The 21330-nt window shown below is 45.1% G+C and carries 15 protein-coding genes; 8 read left to right on the top strand and 7 right to left on the bottom strand.

Annotated features, from left to right (window positions below; genetic code table 11):
• From FW767_RS03605 to FW767_RS03590, 4 genes are all read left to right on the top strand, one after another.
• Complete coding sequence (locus FW767_RS03605; RefSeq protein ID WP_121698244.1) at positions 1 to 711, top strand: hypothetical protein; 711 nt, start codon at positions 1 to 3, stop codon at positions 709 to 711.
• Positions 712 to 721: 10 nt separating this feature from the next.
• A complete protein-coding gene (locus FW767_RS03600; protein ID WP_121698245.1) occupies positions 722 to 2569 on the top strand; it encodes an ATP-dependent nuclease in 1848 nt (615 codons plus the stop codon).
• Between the two features lie 479 nt (positions 2570 to 3048).
• Positions 3049 to 3783 (top strand): hypothetical protein, encoded by a 735-nt coding sequence (locus tag FW767_RS03595; protein ID WP_121698246.1) that lies wholly within the window; start codon positions 3049 to 3051, stop codon positions 3781 to 3783.
• 108 nt (positions 3784 to 3891) lie between these two features.
• Entirely contained in the window at positions 3892 to 4332 is a 441-nt protein-coding gene (locus FW767_RS03590) for a hypothetical protein (protein WP_121698247.1), read from the top strand.
• A 90-nt stretch (positions 4333 to 4422) separates the two neighbouring features.
• Here FW767_RS03590 and FW767_RS03585 read toward each other — a convergent pair whose 3' ends face one another.
• The 3 genes from FW767_RS03585 to FW767_RS03575 all read right to left on the bottom strand — a co-directional run bounded on the left by FW767_RS03585 (position 4423) and on the right by FW767_RS03575 (position 11526).
• The gene (locus FW767_RS03585) at positions 4423 to 7323 is read right to left on the bottom strand and encodes a DUF4062 domain-containing protein (RefSeq protein ID WP_150980348.1); all 2901 of its coding nucleotides are present in this window, start codon (positions 7321 to 7323) and stop codon (positions 4423 to 4425) included.
• Positions 7324 to 7411: 88 nt separating this feature from the next.
• Positions 7412 to 10105 carry a calcium-translocating P-type ATPase, PMCA-type gene (locus FW767_RS03580; RefSeq protein ID WP_121698249.1) on the bottom strand — a complete coding sequence of 898 codons (2694 nt, stop codon included), beginning with the start codon at positions 10103 to 10105 and terminating at the stop codon, positions 7412 to 7414.
• An 89-nt stretch (positions 10106 to 10194) separates the two neighbouring features.
• Positions 10195 to 11526, bottom strand: a complete 1332-nt coding sequence (locus tag FW767_RS03575) for an OmpP1/FadL family transporter (RefSeq protein WP_121698250.1) — start codon at positions 11524 to 11526, stop codon at positions 10195 to 10197.
• Positions 11527 to 11659: 133 nt separating this feature from the next.
• Here FW767_RS03575 and FW767_RS03570 point away from each other — a divergent pair, with 133 nt between their 5' ends.
• The 4 genes from FW767_RS03570 to FW767_RS03555 all read left to right on the top strand — a co-directional run bounded on the left by FW767_RS03570 (position 11660) and on the right by FW767_RS03555 (position 16094).
• Entirely contained in the window at positions 11660 to 12193 is a 534-nt protein-coding gene (locus tag FW767_RS03570) for a DUF6155 family protein (protein ID WP_147438694.1), read from the top strand.
• 361 nt (positions 12194 to 12554) lie between these two features.
• The gene (gpmI, locus tag FW767_RS03565) at positions 12555 to 14069 is read left to right on the top strand and encodes a 2,3-bisphosphoglycerate-independent phosphoglycerate mutase (protein ID WP_121698253.1); all 1515 of its coding nucleotides are present in this window, start codon (positions 12555 to 12557) and stop codon (positions 14067 to 14069) included.
• Between the two features lie 158 nt (positions 14070 to 14227).
• Positions 14228 to 15343 carry a DNA adenine methylase gene (locus FW767_RS03560; protein WP_121698254.1) on the top strand — a complete coding sequence of 372 codons (1116 nt, stop codon included), beginning with the start codon at positions 14228 to 14230 and terminating at the stop codon, positions 15341 to 15343.
• 4 nt (positions 15344 to 15347) lie between these two features.
• Complete coding sequence (locus tag FW767_RS03555) at positions 15348 to 16094, top strand: HNH endonuclease (RefSeq protein WP_121698255.1); 747 nt, start codon at positions 15348 to 15350, stop codon at positions 16092 to 16094.
• Between the two features lie 24 nt (positions 16095 to 16118).
• On the opposite strand, the gene FW767_RS03550 is transcribed toward FW767_RS03555, so the two are convergent.
• Genes FW767_RS03550 through FW767_RS03535 form a run of 4 tightly spaced genes read right to left on the bottom strand, consistent with a single transcriptional unit; the run spans position 16119 to position 21321 of the window.
• Positions 16119 to 17627 (bottom strand): MBOAT family O-acyltransferase, encoded by a 1509-nt coding sequence (locus FW767_RS03550; RefSeq protein ID WP_121698256.1) that lies wholly within the window; start codon positions 17625 to 17627, stop codon positions 16119 to 16121.
• The gene (locus FW767_RS03545; protein WP_121698257.1) at positions 17624 to 18889 is read right to left on the bottom strand and encodes a GDSL-type esterase/lipase family protein; all 1266 of its coding nucleotides are present in this window, start codon (positions 18887 to 18889) and stop codon (positions 17624 to 17626) included. The genes FW767_RS03550 and FW767_RS03545 overlap by 4 nt, the downstream gene beginning before the upstream one ends.
• Positions 18873 to 20312: an SGNH/GDSL hydrolase family protein gene (locus tag FW767_RS03540; protein ID WP_121698258.1), complete on the bottom strand. Its 1440-nt coding sequence runs from the start codon at positions 20310 to 20312 to the stop codon at positions 18873 to 18875. The genes FW767_RS03545 and FW767_RS03540 overlap by 17 nt, the downstream gene beginning before the upstream one ends.
• On the bottom strand, positions 20302 to 21321 hold the full coding sequence (locus FW767_RS03535; protein WP_121698259.1) for a chorismate-binding protein: 1020 nt from the start codon (positions 21319 to 21321) through the stop codon (positions 20302 to 20304). Before FW767_RS03535 ends, FW767_RS03540 begins: the two co-directional genes overlap by 11 nt.
• Positions 21322 to 21330: the final 9 nt, after the last annotated feature.

Raw genomic sequence — 21330 nt, 5'->3', positions numbered from 1 at the left:
ATGAGCGGAGAAGAACTAAATCCTATTCAGCTTATCCATAAGTATCTTCATGAGTTGGAACTCTTACGGGATAAAGCATTAACTGCAAGAAGAAAACTTGTAGAACAGTATCATTATGATGTCATTCACGACTATCGAATAACAATATTTGAACAGATTGACAGGCTTTTGATCTATCATAATACAAACATTGTGCTATTCATAAGGTATGTCATGCACCCCCAATATGTGAGTGATCTTTTTAACACATCAGAACAAGATTCAAAACGTATTGCCATAGACTACCTACAGCGTACCAAACACTCATTGATTATCTTTGTTCAAAGTGTTATTGAAAGTTATTATAGAGCCTTTTGCACTTCCCTTGCGTTTAAAACTCCACACAAATTCACTAAGGTATACGAGTCATTGTTTAATCATTTCAATATCTCAACTGATAGTGAATGGAGCAAAGCTCATAAGATGCTTGCAAAAATAAGGAATACACTTCATAACAATGGCATACATACCATGCCTGATGAAACTATTTATTATCATGAGAAAGAATATATTTTTGCTCATAATATGCCCCATCATGCGGCCGGTTATGACACCATTATATACATGATATCTGATTTGATTGACTTTTCACATCAGATAGGGTCAGAAAGTTCCAACATAAAACTTATTAAGAACAACGGTTGCGTAGACTATTTCAATCTCCCATATTAACAGAACAATAATGAAATATCTAAATATTTATATCCCAGAGTCATACAAATCTATCCCCAGCGGATTTACATGGAATCACATTCCTCAGTTTACTATATTAACAGGAGTAAACGGAGTTGGCAAGACACACTTATTGAACATTCTCAAACGACAAGAAGCAAATGGTGTTCATATAAATATCCCAATTATAGTAACAGATGATGCTGAAAACGAGGTGGCTCTTGTTATGCCATCACCTCAAACGAGGTTGCAAAATATATCGGGGTTAATATCATACTATAATGATACAGAGAATAGATTAACCAATATTTCAAATTGGGAAAATCTCATAAAGGGTTGGAATAATCGTATATCATGGATTAATACAAGACTCAGAGACGATTCATTGAATGAAGCCGAAAGACGTCAGTTCAACCACGAATTGAGGGACTTGTCAAACAACATTAAGTCTTATAATCAGATGATTATAAATGCAACAATTTTTGCGTATGAGGAAGAGCTAAAAAATATATCTATAAAAATTCGTAAAACGATCTCTAATATTACCGAAGAGGACATACGTCAATATGCGAATCCATATTTCAATGATTTCTCTGAAATAGAAGACTTTGAAAATTACATTAAACAGGAGCATGAAGAATATAAAGAGAATCTTGCTATCGCTGCCCGTAAAACTAATGTGGAGGAATTTAAAACTCTTGCAAGTCAAGAGAAACCTTATGAAATAGTTAATAGATTATTCCTCAAATATGGTTTTGAATACTACAAAATGTTAGATCCATTTCCTGAATTAAAAGAACGTAATGGGGAGATTAGATTTATCGGGAAACAAAACGAAACAGTAGAATACTCTGCACTATCATCTGGAGAGCAGATGATAGTTAAATTTATAATCCTGTCTCTTGGCCGAGATATTGCAGGGCGACGAATTAACACGTTAGTATTAGATGAACCTGATGCGCATCTTCATCCTACAATGAGTAAAATGATGGTCGATATTCTCTATGAACTTTCTCAGCCAAAAGAAAATGGAGGCGGAGATATACGTGTAATTATTACTACCCATTCTTCTTCAACTGTCGCATTTGCTCCTGAAGGATCTTTATTCGTACTTGAAAAGGATATTCAAAACCATAAACACATTAGAGAAACGACATCATCAGAAGCGATAGAGATACTTAGTGATGGGATTCTCACATATGACAAGGCTATCAAACAATTTTCGTTGGCTATCAATTCGAATAAAAATACGATTATATTCGTTGAAGGCAAAACTGATATACTTCACTTGAATCGCGCTAATGAAATCTTATGCTATGATTTACCTTTCGAAATCATAGATATGCATGATGCTGTAGCTTTGGCTAATTTTATAAAATCCACACCAGCAAAACTATTCCAAGGAAAAAAGTTTGTTGCACTTTTCGATGCTGATGGAGAAGGGTATGCTGCCTTTAACAATATCAAGGGTGATTCAAATGCCATTAGTAATGCGAAAATAATAACAGCGACTCAGTGTGAAAACCAGTCTTTTGCTATGACTTTAGTAGCCCCTGAGCATATGAATAAATACTGCCCGATAGAATTTCTATATCCAAAGGAGTATCTAAGAAGTCATAATATGTTGGAGAAAAGAAATTTTAAGGAGTATCAAAATTTGTATAAGGCATCTACCTTAGAAGAGGCGAAGGACTTAAATGATGAATTTGATAGAGAAACTGGGTTGAAACCATTTAAGACAAAAGATTCAAATAAGGATGCTTTTTCTCATCTATGTGCTTTAGAAACAGACCCCAAAATATTTGAGAACTTCAAGCCTACTTTGGAGTTGATAAAACAAATAATTGAGTATAAATAGGACTTGTTAGTTATAATAGATGGATAACAGGGAGATTATAATATTTGAGGCGCATTGAGGAAAGAGGGAGATTGAGGTCAGGTTCTATAATGAGACTGTTTGGCTCACGGCTGAACAGATAGAGAGGTTGTTTCATAGCGACCGTTCAACCCTACAACGACATATATAAACATGCATTAGAAAGACAATTTTTACCGCATATATATAGATAGATATTTATTGTTAGAAGATTATGACAACTGACAGTTCGACATATAGGCTGCTTTTTCACTATTTGATTCAGCATATGGAATCTGAAGTGGTGCAGTTCAAGAAGGCGGAGAATAACTTCGACTTCGATGATTGCGTGCCCTCTGTTGTATTAATGAGACTTTCTGCATACTTGGGGATTGCGAATAATGCGAACACGGCAAATACCACACCTGTCGAAAGGGCCTTGATGTTTGGCATCGCTTAACTCATAATCTAAACATATACTGATGAAAACTATTATAGAATTATTAAAAAATCACAAGGTATCGGATAAAACTATATTTCGTTTATATATTGTTTTTTCGATATTTATGGCTGCTGGAGGATTAAGTCTTAGTTGTTATCTTATTATTCTATTTACTAGGAATTGGATGCCTACGTTGCTATGTGCAATAGCTATAATTGCAGCCTTTATTATACTTAATTGGCTATCTAAAACAAATGGTATAATAGCAAAGCTATCTATACAAATTTTGAATACAGTTTACATTATGCTGTCTTTCTTTATTGACTTTGCATATCCAGGATTTATCTTATTCTTTGGATTGTTCATCGTTATAATTTTTTCGATTGCAATACCATTAGTATTAATTTTACTATTGAGCTACTGCAATATTATAAGTTTGTCAGGTGCTACAATACTTTTTTGCTCAATTGCTATTGCTTCAATCATAAGCGTTTATTGCGCCGGATTATCTCATTGGATTTTAAAGAATCTCTCACCCTTAAAAGATTGGGGAGAGCATAGATATCAAAATTATCAAATAGACTTGGCCCTTTATGTGGTTAATGGCAAAAATATTAACGTCTTGGTTAACTTCTTATATTTAGTATACTTGAGCTTGTCTGGATTTTGCATGATACAATATAATGCGCCTCTTTTTAGTGAAACACTTGATGCTGCCATTTTGAAAGCATTTCTTATATACATGGCTTTTTCTGGGATGGTTAAATCATATTGAGATAAAAGTATATCATCGGAGGTCCTATCAAAGAAGATGTTAAGTGTAATTCTTGCAAGTAATCGTTATTCGAACGACAGTATCAAGAAACGGAATTAAGCATAACTGATGAAAATAATAAGTAAAAACTATGACTTATTTCACAGTTACAGCCGCGAGCAAGGTGTTGAGGAACCCGCATGGCGTTGGGACGGCGGATTCGTAATCGTCACCTTCAAACGTCCGACAAGAAACATGGCTCCCCAAGAAACCATCAAATCGAGCGATAAAGAAACCAAAGAAAATCCCAAAGAAACCAAAGAACTCACCAAAGAAATTATTGAAGTAATCAATAATCGGGATTTGACGGAAGTTCAAATCAATCTGCTATCTCTGATTATAGCAATGCCTTCTATAACATTGACTAAAATGGCGGAAGAATTGAATATGACCATAGAGCAAGTGCGGACTTTGAGAGAGAAAATGGAGAATAAAGGTGTATTTCTTTGTTGCTCCTTTACGACAAAGAATTTCCTAATCCCACATCCATCTGTTCATGGGCTTTGGTAGGGTCGGCCGGATGTGCGGGCGCCGTACTGCGGGCGCCCTTACCGGTTTGCGGTATTTAAGCGGCTCGATTGATTTTTGCGGATAGTCCGGCTATAAGCCCAGCGATTTCCGCAGTTCGTTGGGTTCGGCGTCCATCTCTTGCTGCTTGAACGGCGGCTGTATGGTGCGGATGACGTTTTTGTAAAAGTCGCGTTCGAGCAGTATTGTCTGTTTGACGCCTTTGTCTACCGTGGCCGGGTCGATGCCTTCGAGTCGGCGGTCACTGTCAAGCGGCTTGTAGACATTTGTAGTATATCCGACGCCGTCCCAGTCATAATACTTTCCGGTAAGACGGTAATAGACCACTCCGTAAAGGTTGGCGGCGCGGTTGTACTGATATGAGCGCTTATGGGTGGTAAGCACATTGTTGTAGCTGCTGCCGAAAGCCATGACGGCGGAGTTTATGGCCTCTCTCAGCCAACGTTCGGCGTTTTTATACTCACCGCGGCGCAACTCTCTTATGCCGCATCCGAGTAGGTCATTGTAAACGGCGGGATGCCCCAACCCCATCGTTTTGAGCGCATCGGCCATTTTGTGCGATATCTTGCTTGCCTGTTGACATGCTTTGGCCGTGCCGTACATGCTTAGCATCAGCGTTATTTCAGTGATTGCGGTTATGGAGTTGTCTACTGTCTCTATGTCGAGGCTGTTTTCGTCTATAGCGTCCATTGCTTTCTCTATGTCGATGTCGGTATTCTGCATTTTGTCCCATTGGCCCAAAGCGCCGTAGGCCCTTACCATGACCGCAAGAGCATTGATTTTATTTCTTAAATCGGCGCCGGTATCGGCCTTTTTGCGAAACAGTCCCGTCAATCCTTTGAAGCCTGCCAGCCCCGATGATTTCAGCATATCGATGGCTTCCGTAGCTTTTCCTACAAGCAGCAGCGCCCGTGCCTTATATATCGGAGCGGAAACGTCGCCCGACTTGATGCGCTGTTCATATAGCCGCTCGTAGCACCATGCAGCATCGGCGTTGCGGTTGAACGAAGTGAATACTCTTGCCAGTCTTGAGTAGTAGGCATGCTGTTCCTCGGGCGACAGCAGGTCAGGCTTTCTGCCGTATATGGCCACATCGCCGGCTTTAGCTATGCCGTCGCGCATTGTCAGGCTGAATATCAGGCCGAGCGCACCGGTAGGTATTGATTTCGTGAGGTCAGGGGAGAGTGCTATGCTGAGCATCTTCCGGCTTAAGTCTGTCATCGCTGCTTCATCGGAAGTGTCCGTTCCGATAGGCAGATGCCATATGTCTTCATATATTGCAGCCGCTATGCGTGCTCCGCGGGCATATCTTTCCGGGTCGGCGAGGTACCAGTCTATTATGGATTTGCCCGCTGCGGCTCTGTAGGGAGTGCTCCAGAACATTTTCACATCCCTGCACCAATTTGACTTTGTAAGCGCTATGCTGTTGTCGTTGCCTTTGCAGAAGCGCATGACAAACGGCCTTATGGTCAGCCATGCCGTTTGAGGTATATTCAACGATTCGTACATGTCTTTTTCCGGTATTCCGGTCGGCACAAGCGATATGGCGGTAGTGGCGGCGGCATACTCTTTTCCGAGACCGATGCTGTGGAACGCTTTATCTCCTTCCGACAGTATGGCGTAGAATATGTCATTGACCCCTGTTGACTTGAGCAACTTGTCGATGTACCCGTCGAGAGTCTCAAGACGCCCGTGGGCCACTATTGACTCCAGCAGAATATTCATTGTAGTGGGGTCATCGGTATGATTACATTTGATTATACGCTCTTTTTGTGCCGGAGTCAGCCGTTTGCCGTACTGGCGGGTATAGTTGTCTATTACCTCGCCGCGTTGTTCAGTGTCGTATATGCTTAGCGTTGAGGTAGGGCACGAATAGCGGAAGCCTATCATGTCGGCCGCATTGGAGCCGATTGTTACCGAAAATGCCACATGGACATTGTTGCACTGATTGTCTATCCACTCGATCAGCCGCTCAATGTCATCGGTGTCAAGCATCGATGCGTTGTCGATGGCCACCATGCTCCATTTGTCGTCGGGCAGGCGGTGACGCTCAAGGGCCATGAACTTCAAGAACTCGTCGACCGGCGAGGCCACCGACGGCAGACTCTCGAAGTCGAAATATATTATCTTATTGTCGGAGTAATAGCTCCGCAAGTCCTTGACGCAGTATGCGAGAACGGTCGACGAGCCTCCGCCGGCACGTGAGCGCACCATGAAAACCTTTTTAAGGCTCTCGATCCATTTGTCGAAGTCGCCTCGGTAGTGGGTGATGTCGCAAAGAGTGCGGGCACGGCGTTCAAGCGACATCTCGTGAGGCACGGTCAATGCGTCGTCACAGTCGTAGTTTGTGGGCGGATACTCGGAGTCGATCATCGCCATAAGCTCGGTGTAGAGCCTGTCGCCCAGCTCTTTTGGTGTCGAGTATTCGTAGCAGCCGTATTTTTTCTGACGGCGTATCTTGTCTTTCAGCGCCATAAGACGTTTTTCGTTTACCGAACCTGTCGGTTCCTTGAAGTCATCGGGCACTTCCACACCCGGGGCTCTCAGAAAGAAGCATGCGTGGGGTATGTTCATGTCGCGCAGCACTCCGTAGTCAATCTCCATCTCAGTTATGCTCGCTCCCTCGACTACTTTCTCAAGTAGCCAGTCTTGTTCGCGCTGAAGCGAGGCTCCCAGAGCGTCGAGCTCGGCCTCGCCCGGTGTCCAGCCGTAGCGCTCGCCAAGTATGCCTACAAAAAACGGCCGGGAGTTGTCGACCTCCTCAAGACATGCCCGCAGTACCAGTCCGTTGCGGCTGTCCTCCTCGGGGATGCCCCATCGCAGGTCGATAGGCGTAAATTCAAGATAGCGTTGCCGACAGTAGTCATCTATCCTCGGAAATACGAAGTTTACGAGATAGTCGCGTTCCGCGTTCATGTCGCGGAAGGTAGATGATAGAAATACACGTATCTGTCGTGACTGCAATGTGCTCATGGCTTATATATGTTTGCCGCAAATATAAGCCATGCGGTCAGCTATGTACGGTTATTCGGGGTTAAAGTTTGTTAACCGTGACTTGTGTTCACGAGCGCTTGAAAAGGTGAATGATTTCGCCGAACCAGAGTATGGGTGAGGTAGCCACAACTATTATTACCCAATCGATAAACCGCAGAGGCACAACGTTGAACATCTCTCCGCCGAATTCAACGATTAATACCTGCCCGAAAAAGATGGCGCAAGCTATCAGCAGAAACTCCGAACATCCTTTTAGATGAAATGCCGATTTGCGGGTCTCGAACGAGCGGGCGTTGAACATGTTCCAGAACTGCATGAATACGAATATCGAGAAGAAGAGGCTCAGCTCGTAGGGCGACAGGTCGTGGCCTTCAGCCGACAGGTTTAGCGGGAACATGCTGTCAAGACCTTCTATATATGTGTGGTGGAACAGGTAGAGCAGAGCCAGCAGTATTATGAAAAATATGCCGCCTACAGTTATTATGTCCCACTTCATCAATCGGGTTATAATGAATGCATTTCGAGAGCGAGGTTTCTCTTGCATCACCGACTGTGATGGCGGCAGTGAGGCAAGTGCCATAGCCGCAAATGTGTCCATTATGATGTTAACCCAAAGCATCTGGGTCACCGTAAGGGGTGACTCCGTGCCCATAAATGCTCCGAAAAGCACGATAAGGCATGCCACAACATTTACTGTCAACTGAAATAGTACAAAGCGCTGTATGTTGTGATACAGCGACCGGCCCCACATGACGGCGCGGCCTATACTTGCAAACGAGTTGTCTATTATGGTGATGTCGCTTGCCTCTTTGGCTACTGATGTGCCGTCGCCCATAGATAGGCCTACATGTGCCGCTTTTAGCGCCGGTGCGTCATTTGTGCCGTCGCCGGTCACAGCCACGACCTCTCCCTTTTTCTGTAGTGTTTCGACGAGGCGTTTTTTGTCAAGCGGACGCGCACGTGCTATAATTTTAAAGTCATCGATACGTTCCATGAGCTCTTTGTCGGAAAGAGCGGCAAATTCCGGCCCTGTGATTATGTTGCGCTCGTTGTCGTTTTCATTCCACAGCGATATCTGGCGGGCTATCTCTTTGGCCGTATTGGGTGTGTCGCCGGTTACAATCTTTATGGCTATGCCAGCGTCGATGCATTCTTTTACCGCATCGGGCACTTCGGCGCGCACAGGATCTGAAATGGCCGCTATGCCCATAAATACGAGGTCTCGGCCTGCTATTGCTCCCTCGCTGAACGGTAGCTCGTCATCGTTCATTATCTTGTATGCGAAACCGAGTGTGCGCATGGCTTGGTTCTGGTAGTCAAGCAACATCTTGTCTATCGTAGATTTGTCAACATCACCTTCGGTTGATGAACATAGTCCGTATACAATTTCCGGGGCTCCTTTCACATAAAGCACCGATTTACCCTTAAGAGCCTGTGAGCGCACTTCAGTGGCCATGTATTTTCTTTCGGTGGTAAACGGAAGTTCGTCTATGATCTCGACCGTTTCTCTTATTTTGCGGTAGTCATGTCCTGACGCATCAAGCCACAGCAGCAATGCTCCTTCTGTAGGATTGCCAAGCACCGTGGCTTTATCCGGATTCGACAGGTCAAGTTGTGCCGTCGAATTTATGGCTATCGCTTCCTCGATGATGCGTGATGTCGCGTCATTGCCGAGCCGTTGGTCGGGTAGGGCGAAGAAGTCGGTATTATATATGCGCATCTGGTTTTCTGTAAGAGTACCGGTCTTGTCGGTGCATATCACAGTTGCGGCGCCCATAGTCTCGCAGGCATGCATCTTACGCACAAGATTGTTTGTTTTGAGCATTCGGCGCATGCTGTAGGCAAGACTTAGAGTCACGGCCATTGGAAGGCCTTCGGGTACAGCCACGACTATCAGCGTCACGGCTATCATTATTGTCTGTAGGAAGAATGACAGGAATGTCATCCAGTCGAAGCCGTCGCCAACATTGATAAAAAACATTGCCATGCGTACGCATACAATAAGACCCGCTATACCGTAGCTGGCACGTGATATAAGACGGCCGAGACGTTCAAGCTGTTCATTTAGCGGAGTTTTTACGGAATCATCGATTTGGGCGGCTTCAAATACTTTACCGTTCTCCGTTTTGTCACCGACAGCCGTTACTGTCATTATGCCGTGCCCCTCCATGATTTTAGTGCCGCGCAGCACATGGTCGGAAGGAAATGTAGCTTCTTTGTCGAAATGTGCGGGGTCGGTAGACTTGGCACATACAGGTTCTCCTGTCAGCGATGACTCGTCGACCTGCAGTGACACAGCCTCAAGCAGCTGTCCGTCAGCCGGTATCTCCTCTCCGGTGGATAATATGACAATATCTCCTACGACGACGTCTTTTTTCGGTATCTGTATGGCGTTGCCGTTGCGTATAACCTGTACGGGTTCATCGTCGTTTACCTGATTCAATATCGCAAACTCGCGATCGGCCTTGATTTCAAAAAAGAAAGCCAGTCCGGTCGCGAGAAGTATAGCCACGAATATGCCTAAAGGCTCAAAAAACACGGCTGCACCTTCATGCAGGCCGTAGTACTCATATATGGAGATGCCTATAGAGAGCGCGCCGGCTACGAGAAGTATTATGATAAGAGGGTCGCGGAATTTTTCCAAAAAGCGAGTTAACAACGACTCCTTTTCCGGAGGAGTTAGTATGTTTACTCCGTGTAGCGCACGGCTTTCATTTACCTGAATTTCGTTAAGTCCCGGATAGTGCTTGGGTTCTACCATATATTTAATAGTTTTAATGCCGCGAAATTAAATAATTTTTCGCTGAAAACAAATTATAAACACTTCAACAGGTTGAAATGCTCACGGCATCAGAAAGAAAATGACACACCTATGGACGGAACAAAGGCATACACTTTATAATCGGCCTCGAAAGTGCGTTGCGGGTCTTGTCCGAGTTGTCCGGCAAGTAAGTCGAGATAAGGACATTTTGCTCCCTTTTCACCGACACCTGCCACGTAAAGCATTGCGAGGTCTATCGATAATGACGGCAGAGGACGGAATGACAGTCCCAGCGACGGTTCGATTTTTGTCATGCCCGGTGTTTCAGGATTATAGTAATTCTTGTTTACCGGAGCCATATCCACTATAAAACCTGCACGAAGGTCGAGGCGTCCGGTTAATGCATATTGTGCGCCGAGACGAAATGCCCATGCGTTTTTGTAGTCTTTTACAAGATGCTGGTCGTAAGAGCTTACTGCTGGGTCGAGAAAATTTATATTAAGAGTCTTATAAGTACTCCAGCCGGTGAGCTGGGCGTCAAATGCCAGCAGCAGCGCGTCGAGGGGCCTGTAGCTAACACCAAATGTAAGTACCGATGGCATAGGCATCTCGGCTTTGAAGTTGGCTTCGTTTATAAGGCCCAGTTTTGGCTCAAGTATGTTGCGTGCAATTTCATTGGCGTACGATACTTTTGCGTCGCCGGCTTTTACTTTCATGGTCATCTTGGAGCGGAAATTCACACCTACAGTCCATTTTTTATTTATGTCATACATGGCGCCGATGTTAAACCCGTAAGCCACATCGGCATTGCCGGTGAGGTTGACCGATGCGGGCATTGTATTATTGAAGCGTGCATCACTGCCCATGCCTTGAAGCATTGCGTCAAGAGTGGAGGGTATTACAAGACCTTTGTTCAGATCCACATTGCCCCATGACACCATAAGTCCGGCTCCTATCGACAGTTTTGGCGTTATGCGCCATGCTACGGTAGGCTGTACGGTATATGTGGCGAGATCAACCGATTGGTTAAGTACGGCTCCGGGCCAGTTGACGGTCCAGTCTATGCTGCTTCCGTAAGGGGTGTATATATTTATACCGGCTTTCAGATTGTCATAAATATTAAATGCGGCACTTATCATAAGCGGGGTGCTTATGCCGTTGTCGGTCTCGTACCATGTATCGTTTACCTTGGCTTTGGCCGTGGCCGATATAGCATTTACACTTGCCGACAGATCAAGTGTTTTGTCCATGAAGCCGAGTCCGGCCGGATTGAAATACATGCTTTCGGCTCCGAGTTTTTGTGCAACTCCGGTGTGCCCCATACCGCCTTGTTTGGCACTTAAAGTATTGACTTGGTAACCTTCGGCTGCAGCGTATAACGATACTGACAGTGCCGCGATGGAGCATAACAGTTTATTCATAATTTTTATTGAACTATGGTTATATATTTTGTAACTTCGCGACAAAGTTATGAATAATATAGCTCATAACATCGGAAAAATAAATATATTTTTCCGACAAAAAGAACAATTTCGACTTCCATTTCATGGCTTTATGTCAAAGACTTCATTAAAAAGACAACTCATGATGCTTGACCGTGACCAGATAGCCACGGTGCTGCTTGAGCTGTACGATGCCCGCAAGGATGCGCGTGAATATCTCGAATACTATGTCAATCCTGATGAGAACAAGATGCTTGAAAAGTACAAGTCAGTCATAGCCAAAGAATTTTTTCCGTCTAAAGGACGTCCTCGGGCGCGCACGTCGGTATGTAAAAAAGCGGTGAAAGAGTTCATCACTCTGCACCCGGGTCCGGGACTTGTCGTAGAACTAAGGTTGTTTCTGCTTGAAAACTTGGTGCGTTATGCTTTGCGCATGAAGTCATGGATCAAGGACTCGCATTGCAGAACGGCCTGTAGCGTACTGGAGGATACTCTTGACTACATGTTTGTTTATGATCTGACCGATGCTTATATACGCCGTGTGGACAACATATTGCTTACTGCCGGCGGTATACGTGGAGAACTTCCATTCAGGCTTGGTGAGATATATGACGGTTTTAGCGGAAATACGCATGACCGGAGGTAAATGTTATAATTGTTAACCGATTAAGTTAATTTGATAATATTATCGTAAAATTGACGTTAGATTTACTTTTTTAAAGCACTTTTAACCCTCAAAATGCCCGGAAGCCGCGTCCACAAACGGTTTTCAGTTGTTATAGAAATTGAAACAGTGATATTACCCGCTTTTTCACATCCCTCGTCCTCTTTATCGGGTAGTGATACCGGGCATTGAGGTTCTCATAAATAAATAGTTGAAACGTGAGGTGGGGAATCGGCTTAACGGTCCGGTTCCCCATTTCTTTTATTGAAGGCGTGGTGTTAGGTTTGCTCCGAAAATATTTGTAAATTTGCACCATATTATAATATAATAAACGATAATAATTATGGCAAAGAAAGCATTATTGATGATCCTCGACGGCTGGGGAATAGGCAATCATGGTAAAGGCGACGTGATATATTCCACTCCCACTCCATATTGGGACTACCTCTTGGCTACATATCCTCACTCACAGCTACAGGCAAGCGGTGAGAACGTAGGTCTGCCTGACGGACAGATGGGGAACTCCGAGGTCGGTCACCTCAATATCGGCGCAGGTCGAGTGGTATATCAGGACCTTGTCAAAATCAACAAGGCTTGCAAGGACGGTTCAATTTTGAATAATCCCGAAATTGTGAATGCATTCAGCTATGCACGCGATAACGGCAAGGCTATTCATTTTATGGGATTGACTTCCAACGGAGGAGTACATTCTTCACTTGACCATCTGTATGCTCTTTGCGACATAGCCAAGGAATATGGTCTTGAAAAAGTATATATCCACTGCTTTATGGATGGTCGTGATACCGATCCCCGTAGTGGCAAGGGCTTTATCGAAGAACTGGAGGCGCACTGCGCCAAGTCGGCCGGTAAAGTCGCCTCGATTGTAGGCCGTTACTATGCTATGGACCGTGACAAACGGTGGGAGCGTGTGAAAATCGCTTACGACTTGCTTGTAAACGGTGAGGGTAAGAAAGCCGACGATATGGTAAAGGCTATGCAGGAGTCATATGATGAGGACGTTACCGACGAATTCGTAAAACCCATTGTCAATGCGGCAGTAGACGGTACAATAAAGGATGGCGATGCCGTGATATTCTTCAATTACCGTAATGACCGGGCAAAGGAGCTTACCATGGTCCTTACCCAGCACGATATGCCCGAAGCCGGTATGCATACTATACCCGGCATACAGTATTATTGCATGACTCCCTATGATGCTTCGTTTACAGGCGTACACATCCTTTTCGATAAAGAGAATGTCAACAATACTCTCGGTGAATATCTGTCTTCACTTGACAAGAAGCAACTGCACATTGCCGAGACGGAGAAATATGCTCATGTCACATTTTTCTTTAACGGAGGCCGTGAGGCTCCATATGAAGGAGAGGAGCGTATACTGGTGGCTTCGCCTAAGGTAGCCACTTACGACCTGAAGCCTGAAATGAGCGCATACGAGGTTAAGGATAAACTGGTCGATGCCATAAAAAGTCAGGAGTATGACTTTATCGTCGTGAACTATGCAAACGGCGACATGGTGGGTCATACAGGCATATACGAGGCCATCGAAAAGGCGGTGAAAGCTGTCGATGACTGTGTGAAAGATACTGTGGAGGCAGCGAAGAGCGCGGATTATGAAGTCATTATAATCGCTGACCACGGCAACGCCGACAATGCTGTCAATCCTGACGGTACTCCCAATACAGCCCACTCGCTCAATCCTGTACCCTGTGTTTATGTTACCGGACGCAAGGATGCCAAGGTCGAGGACGGCAAGCTTGCCGATGTGGCACCCACAATCCTGAAAATAATGGGCATGCCGCAACCCGCTGAGATGACAGGTCACGCCCTTATTGACTGATAGAGCCGAAATAATTGTTTACATATAAGCGGGACAGTGGATCGTTCAATATGCATAATTGATCCATTGTCCCGCTTTTGATACTTAGTTTGGCAAAAGCGGATCTATTTGTTTTATGCATATTCGTATCTTTGCGTTAAGAAATTATATTACAAGTAATGCAGCCATTATTGAAGTGGGCGGGAGGTAAGGAGAAAGAACTTAAATACATTCTGCCGGCCATGCCTGAATTTAGACGTTATTTCGAGCCTTTCGTGGGCGGTGGCGCGGTGTATGCCGCGGTAGACGCTGCTGAATATTATATAAATGACTTGTCGACAGAACTTATAAACTTTTACCGTTATCTGGCGGGAGAAGAGGGGAGTGAGATGTTTTTCCGCTATGTCGACAATATAAATACAGCATGGAACGGTGCACGTGAACTGTTTACACGCCATCGTGAACTGTTGCGCCTCTATACCGGTTTTCGTGACGAACTACTTACAAAGGACATGCTCGATATGGAGGTGTCATATTTTTGTCGTGATTTTCGTGATGAGATACTCGGCCTGACGGGTGACAGGTTTAATGACGATCCTGACGCCTTTATAAGAGAGATAAGACGCACGTTCATAGACAAGATGTCGCGTATGAAAAAGCTTGAGCTTACAAAAAGCCGTCTGTCGGAAAAGGATCTTTCAGACAATATCGAGACTGCCGTCAAAGGTGCGCTTTACATGTATTTCAGACATCTGTATAATGACAATATCATCGAGGTCCTCGATCCGGCTAAACACTGCGCGCTGTTTCTGTTTATACGCAATTATTGCTACAGCGGCATGTTTCGCTATAACAGCGACGGTAAGTTTAATGTACCTTACGGTGGCATTGCGTATAACGGAAAGAATTTCGACAAAAAGATGGAGTATTACAAGTCGTCAGGATTATCCGCTAAACTTGCCGCCACCCATATATGCAATCTTGATTTCGAGAAGTTCCTTATAGAACATAAGCCCGATGAGGATGACTTCATCTTTCTTGACCCGCCGTATGACAGCGAGTTCAGCACTTATGCCAATAATGAGTTTACCCGCGACGACCAGAAAAGACTTGCCGATTATCTTACCGGCAAGTGTGTGGCCAAATGGATGATGGTAATAAAACATACCGATTATATATATGGTCTGTATGATCGTCCGGGTATAAATATACTTACATTTGACAAGAGTTATCTTGTTAGTTTTATGAACCGCAATGACAGAAAGGTAAAACATTTATTGATAACTAATTATTGATTCTATGAGTGAACGACGTATTTCAGAAAAAGAACTGATACTGCCTACTCTTTATCTGGCGGTGTGTAATGGTGGCAGAATCACGACTTCTGAACTTATAAAACAACTTACCGCGATGATGAGGCCTTCGGGCATCGATGCAGAGATATTATCGGGCAGAAATGACACCTACTTTTCACAGAAGGTACGCAACCTGCGCAGCCATAATACGCTTGTGGCTCCGGGATATGCCATATATGACGACAAAGGTTATGCCATAACCCAATTGGGACGCGATTTTGTTGAGGCGCGTATGGACAGCCTTAGATACCTGTTGTCATCAGACTTTGACTATGAGGATGTCAGAGGACACTTGGACGATGTCACTGACGGAAAGGTGATACCTTATGATGAGCTTGTGTCGGAAGGTGAGACTATAACTATGACCGCCACGTCACACGAACGCTCGCGAAAACTGCGCGATGCGGCTGTGGCACATTACACTCAGGACGGAGTGCTGAAGTGTTGCTGTTGCGGATTTGATTTCGGTAGCTTTTATGGCGACAAATATGGAAGTTCATGTATCGAGATACATCATATAAAACCCATATTCATGTATGAGGGCCGGAGCGAGGAGCAGACGATAGAAGAGGCTTTGGATAACCTTATGCCCGTATGTCCAAATTGTCACCGGGCCATACATCGCAATCATGTCATGCGCGATGAACTGCCTGATTTTATTGCTGCAATCAAGGCGTCGCGTAAATCCTGATATGATGCAGGTTTGTTGTTCAGACTAATATTGTAGATAAATGAACGGCACAATATCGCTTTGGCGTACTTGTATAATGACAAGAAGGAGTATGGCCAGAACTACGGACTGAAGCAACAGCGGAAGACGTCCGTAACTGTGTTCGAGCGACTTGCTCCAGCTTTTGGGAGCGAAGTGCATCAGATAGCCGGCAGCCATAGCAAGTACAATCATAAGGTAACCGCTTAAAAACTGCGGAGCCACAGCGAAGTGGAAGTTGTGTATCATCTGTCCAATCATGTCATGTACATGCGTCATGGAGCGCGCTCTGAAAAACATAAAGCCGAAAGCCATTAGGTTGAATGTGAGAAATACATTTGCCGTGACTCTCCACCATGCATTTCGCTTTTTCTCACTTACATGTGGAAAGATGCTTCGGAGTGTCTTGTGCACTATAAGCAAAAGACCGTTCCATGCCCCCCATATGATGTACATCCATGATGCGCCGTGCCATAAACCGCCAAGTAACATGGTATTAAATAAGTTGACATGTGTGCGGGGCTTGCTGCAACGGCTTCCTCCCATCGGTATATACAGATAATCGCGCAGCCATGTTGATAGTGATATATGCCAGCGTCGCCACCATTCCGACGGATTTTGTGACTTGAACGGGGCATCAAAATTGGCCTTGAAGCGATAGCCTAACAGTAGTGCTATGCCTATGGCCATGTCGGAATATCCTGAAAAATCGCAATACAGCTGAAGGGTGAACCCGTATACGGCCATAAGATTCTCAAAGCCCGAGAACATGGTGGGGTTATCAAATACACGGTCTATGAAATTGCCGCTGATATAATCGGCGACTATGACTTTTTTGACGAGTCCGGCCATGATAAGAAACAATCCTGAACTGACCATGGCCCGCGATGCCACCGGATGCGACTCTATCTGCCCCATGAGATCTTTGGCCCTTACCACAGGACCGGCCAGAAGCGGCGGGAAAAAGGTAAGGAAAAATGTGTAGTTCAGAAAATTGCGTGTAGGTTTTATGTCTCCGCGATATATGTCTACAATGTAGCTTATGGAGCGGAATGTGAAAAATGATATTCCGGCAGGAAGTATTATGTCGAGGGCATCGAATTTAGAAGACGAGAAGTCCGCTATGGTTGTGAGTATAAGGTTGAGATATTTGAAATATACAAGCATACCCAAATTGACAAGGACATTGAGAAGAACGATACCTCTTCTTAAGGTACGTGATTTGGCACTTCCCAGCCAAAGTCCAAGCAGATAGTCGCTGACACATACTCCAAGCAATATGAAGCAATACTCCGCACTTGATTTGTAATAGAAGTAGAGCGAAAAAAGTATGACGAAAATAGTCTTTAGTGTATGATGACGGCTCAATATCCGGTATACAAGCAGAAATGCCACAAACAGGACCAAGAACAGCCCTGTATTGAACAGCAGAGGATTGGCGCTGTCATAAAGGAGTGTCGCTTTGAGCCGTTCGGCATCGACAAATTCTACTATATTATCCCAAAGTTGATTCATGGCTGCAGTGCTTTGTTTAGTGCTTCATAGAGCAATTGTCCGTTTAGAAGATAGCCTTTGTGGGAGTGATGTATACGGTCTTTAGCCATCAGCTCTTCGCCGACCCATTTGCTTGATGCGCCTTGGTCTCCGGCTACCGAATACCAGTCATATGTGGCTATTTTTTTATCACGGCCGTACCGCAGTATGGTTTCTCGCATTACCGCTATTTTCTCATTTACGGCAAAACTGCGTGCACGACGTCTGCGGGTACGTGTACTCTTTTGACATTCCATGGGAGTGACAAGAAGTATTTCCGAGAATGGATTGGCCTCCTTGATATCGCTGACAACCATATCCATAGCCCGATAAATATCTTCAGGGCCGGTCTTGCCGAATGCTTCATTGGCTCCGAGGCTTATTATAACAAGGTCGGGATTGAGGACCGATAATCCGTCGGCGAAGTCGGTTACCGAGCTATATGAGGCATAAGTGGCTCCGTTATTGCCTATGGCATGATAGAATACTCCCGACTCGCCTGACATACGCAGGTCGGCTCCATATATGACCGTTGAGCCGGCTGACGATAGCGACAAAGTAAGTTCGCTCACTGCTCGTGAGAGCATGACAGTACATGCCCCGGGGGAGGCAAGTATTTCATAGTCTAACATCTTTCCGTCAGATGACACCGCATCTATGGCCGGCAAGCCGTTGCAATAGAGGGTGACGTCATTGAACAGTTCTTTCTTATCGGTGCGTGAAAGGGTAGATATGACAAGGTCGGTGCTCTGAAATGAAGGAGTCACGGCCACACCTGTGAAGCCTACCGGAAGATTGGGTGACTGCTTCATTAACTTGGAGCCCTTCCATGTACCGGAGCTTTTCATTAAATAATCGCGAGGCTCGTTTGTTCCGGTCATGCGGAATGGTATGACAAGCCCTCTGCCGGGATTGCCATAGTTTTTTTGAAAAAGCCGTCTTGTATGCCCGGTTGCAAAATCGGCCTGAATATGCGAGTCGCCTATATGTACTATTGACAATGGTATAGTGACTGTTGACGCAGCCTTATGCCGTAAGGAGTTCCAGTCGGCTCCGTTACTTTCTATGACGTTTGCGTCAAGATTGATAAATGGAGGTATGGATACAATATCATTGTCCGCATCGGCTGTAAGGCTCGGATTCAGTCTTATGACTTCGTCACAGTCGTCATCTTGCGCCTGTATCGGACATAGTGATGATATGGCTATGATGGTCGTAATAATATGCTTAATTCTCAAGTGCATGCAATAATGATTTTACAAATTGTTCGGCTAAAACGGCTCCTCCGCTGTGAGTAAGATGGATGTAATCCTTGTTGGCCCGTGACGGATTCGCGTTGGCCCAGTCGACAATAGAGTTCTCCCCGCCCATGGCCTCGCGCGTATCCCAGAAAATACAGCGCGAGTTACGGGCTATATCACGCTGGGCCGAAGTCATGGCCGGTGCCACTCTCATCGATTTTATTTCTGAGCCCGATTTCTGCCCGCGGTCACCGATGCCCATGATTATAAAGTCGGCGAGCGGATAGCATTCTTTCAGGTGAGCCACAGCTTTCGTCATCAGACGGGTATAGGCGGAGTAATCGGATTGAGCTGCCGACATGGCGTTTATGCCGAATTCCAATACAATGAGGTCATAGTCGATATATTGTCGCATTGACCGGCTTAGTCCGACATTTATTTTGGATAATGTAACTCCTGAATATCCGCGTGACGACATGCAGTCTAACGATATGCCCGTGGCTCCATCAAGCCATACACCTATCGCGGCGAGCGATGTGCAGTCGGTCGATACGGAAAATGAAGTGGTGGGTGAGGGTAGTTCGATGCATTGCACATCGGAAGATCCCGATACGGAATGAAGCTCCGGCTCTCCGTCGCTGACTTTTGTGGTGACGACACAGTCATCGGGGCTTACAAACAAAAAGCGCGATACCTGCCATGAATCGGCGTTGTGAAATTTGTCTACGCCTTTATACAGAGCCTTTGCCTTACCGTCAGGTACGGAATATTGTTCGGTAAGAGACAGATAGGCGTTATTGGCCCGTCCTTTGCTGATATCGAATACTTTCCAGCCGCTCCCTGACTGCCTTACCGAACGTCTGAAGCCGGGAAATTCGGAATACATGTTGACATAACCCACCCCGGAGCCACCGAAATGTTGCTGAAGGCTTTCGCGGACATTTTGCGTGAAAATGTCGCCTTCGATATATGAGTCTCCGAGAAATGCAATTCTGACAACACGGCTGTCTTTTTGAGAAAGTGCGTTCTTAAACCGGTCAAGACCTGAACCGTTACCGGTATAATCTTCCATTACCACTATATCGCCCTGACGTGACGTTATCGGGGCAACTATGGGGGATATTGTATCGACAGGGTGGACTTCTTTTTCTTCTTTAGTATCTGTCAGGGTGTCGGGGCTGACGACCGCTTTTTGTTTTTCTTCCTCTTGAGCGGCAATAAGCGCTTTGTCTACAGGTGCGGAGTCGTCGGGTTGTACTGTTACGGATGTCGAGTCATCGGTTATCTTTAAAATGTCGGCCAACAGATTGTAGTCACGCAATCGGCCGTCTGTAAGTTGCGATAACGGCAACATTGATATCCCGAACAGTATGATGACTGCTATGGTTATCACAAGAAACGGTTTTCCGCGTCGGTTATCGTCCATTGTTTACACTCGATAAGATAATGTTGTGAAGTTTCTGCACTTTGTTGCGGGTTTCAGTCCACTCGTCATCAGGATTGGAGTCTGATGTGATGCCGCCGCCGGCGTATATACAGAAGTATTTGGGCGAGAAGTGGACACTTCGCAGATTTACATACGCGTGTTCGCCTTCACTGTCTATGACACCTGTGTATCCTCCATAACACCTGCGCGGATGCGGTTCGTGCAGCCCAATGTGTTCAAGCGCGTCGGAAAGCGGCACTCCGGCAAGTGCCGGAGTTGGACTCAGAACATTTATTGCTGTAAAAAAATCGCCTGTGTATTCTCCCGATATACGGTTGCATAAATGCTTTACGGTACCGAAATATACATCTTCGGCGGGCGATATCTCGGCTTTTATGCCTAATTGATTGAATACATCAGTTATATATCGTGTGACAAAGTCATGTTCCTTTATGTTCTTTTCGTCCCAATTTTCGGTCGAGTCGTTACTTGTGGTCCCGGCAAGCGACATTGTGTATACCCTGCTTTCGCCCGATTTGCGTTCGAGGAGTATTTCGGGCGAGGCCCCCAGCCATGCACCGGTAACCGGAGTGTAATATATAAAACGGAATGTGTCGGGAAATGCCGAGAAATAACGGTCGGTGACTTCCGCCCAGTCTATTCCTGACGCATCACCGCATAGGGTTCGCGAATATACGGTTTTGCCCCCGGTCTTTTTCAGATCGTTTACGATGTCTGTGATATGCCGTTTGTAGTCTTCATATACAGTAGAGCAGTTGTATGGCTCGGGAGGCTCAACTTCATTGTGGTGTTGTGAACAGCCACTTATAGTAAGCGGATTTCCCAACGTATTGTTGAAGTCGTTTATAAAGAAAGTGCCGCCTGATGATAATGAATTTTCTCCGGCTACAATGCACGCCGGAGTGTGATAGGGCAGAGCATATACGGCAAACGTCCGTTTATCATCAAGACAGGAATTGATTAGCGATTTTAATGAGCGCGACAGCATAATCTATAA

Source organism: Heminiphilus faecis, from assembly GCF_008728965.1.
Classification (GTDB): Bacteria; Bacteroidota; Bacteroidia; order Bacteroidales; family Muribaculaceae; genus Muribaculum; species Muribaculum faecis.
This window is presented reverse-complemented; position numbering and strand designations above follow the sequence as displayed.

Excerpts from the sequence above, each read along its gene's own strand:
- FW767_RS03560 (WP_121698254.1), top strand. The coding sequence starts at position 14,228 with ATGCAGCCATTATTGAAGTGGGCGGGAGGTAAGGAGAAAGAACTTAAA.
- FW767_RS03535 (WP_121698259.1), bottom strand. The coding sequence starts at position 21,321 with ATGCTGTCGCGCTCATTAAAATCGCTAATCAATTCCTGTCTTGATGAT.
- FW767_RS03555 (WP_121698255.1), top strand. The coding sequence starts at position 15,348 with ATGAGTGAACGACGTATTTCAGAAAAAGAACTGATACTGCCTACTCTT.
- FW767_RS03605 (WP_121698244.1), top strand. The coding sequence starts at position 1 with ATGAGCGGAGAAGAACTAAATCCTATTCAGCTTATCCATAAGTATCTT.
- FW767_RS03545 (WP_121698257.1), bottom strand. The coding sequence starts at position 18,889 with ATGCACTTGAGAATTAAGCATATTATTACGACCATCATAGCCATATCA.
- FW767_RS03600 (WP_121698245.1), top strand. The coding sequence starts at position 722 with ATGAAATATCTAAATATTTATATCCCAGAGTCATACAAATCTATCCCC.
- FW767_RS03585 (WP_150980348.1), bottom strand. The coding sequence starts at position 7,323 with ATGAGCACATTGCAGTCACGACAGATACGTGTATTTCTATCATCTACC.
- FW767_RS03570 (WP_147438694.1), top strand. The coding sequence starts at position 11,660 with ATGTCAAAGACTTCATTAAAAAGACAACTCATGATGCTTGACCGTGAC.
- FW767_RS03595 (WP_121698246.1), top strand. The coding sequence starts at position 3,049 with ATGAAAACTATTATAGAATTATTAAAAAATCACAAGGTATCGGATAAA.
- FW767_RS03540 (WP_121698258.1), bottom strand. The coding sequence starts at position 20,312 with ATGGACGATAACCGACGCGGAAAACCGTTTCTTGTGATAACCATAGCA.
- FW767_RS03575 (WP_121698250.1), bottom strand. The coding sequence starts at position 11,526 with ATGAATAAACTGTTATGCTCCATCGCGGCACTGTCAGTATCGTTATAC.
- FW767_RS03580 (WP_121698249.1), bottom strand. The coding sequence starts at position 10,105 with ATGGTAGAACCCAAGCACTATCCGGGACTTAACGAAATTCAGGTAAAT.
- FW767_RS03550 (WP_121698256.1), bottom strand. The coding sequence starts at position 17,627 with ATGAATCAACTTTGGGATAATATAGTAGAATTTGTCGATGCCGAACGG.
- gpmI (WP_121698253.1), top strand. The coding sequence starts at position 12,555 with ATGGCAAAGAAAGCATTATTGATGATCCTCGACGGCTGGGGAATAGGC.
- FW767_RS03590 (WP_121698247.1), top strand. The coding sequence starts at position 3,892 with ATGAAAATAATAAGTAAAAACTATGACTTATTTCACAGTTACAGCCGC.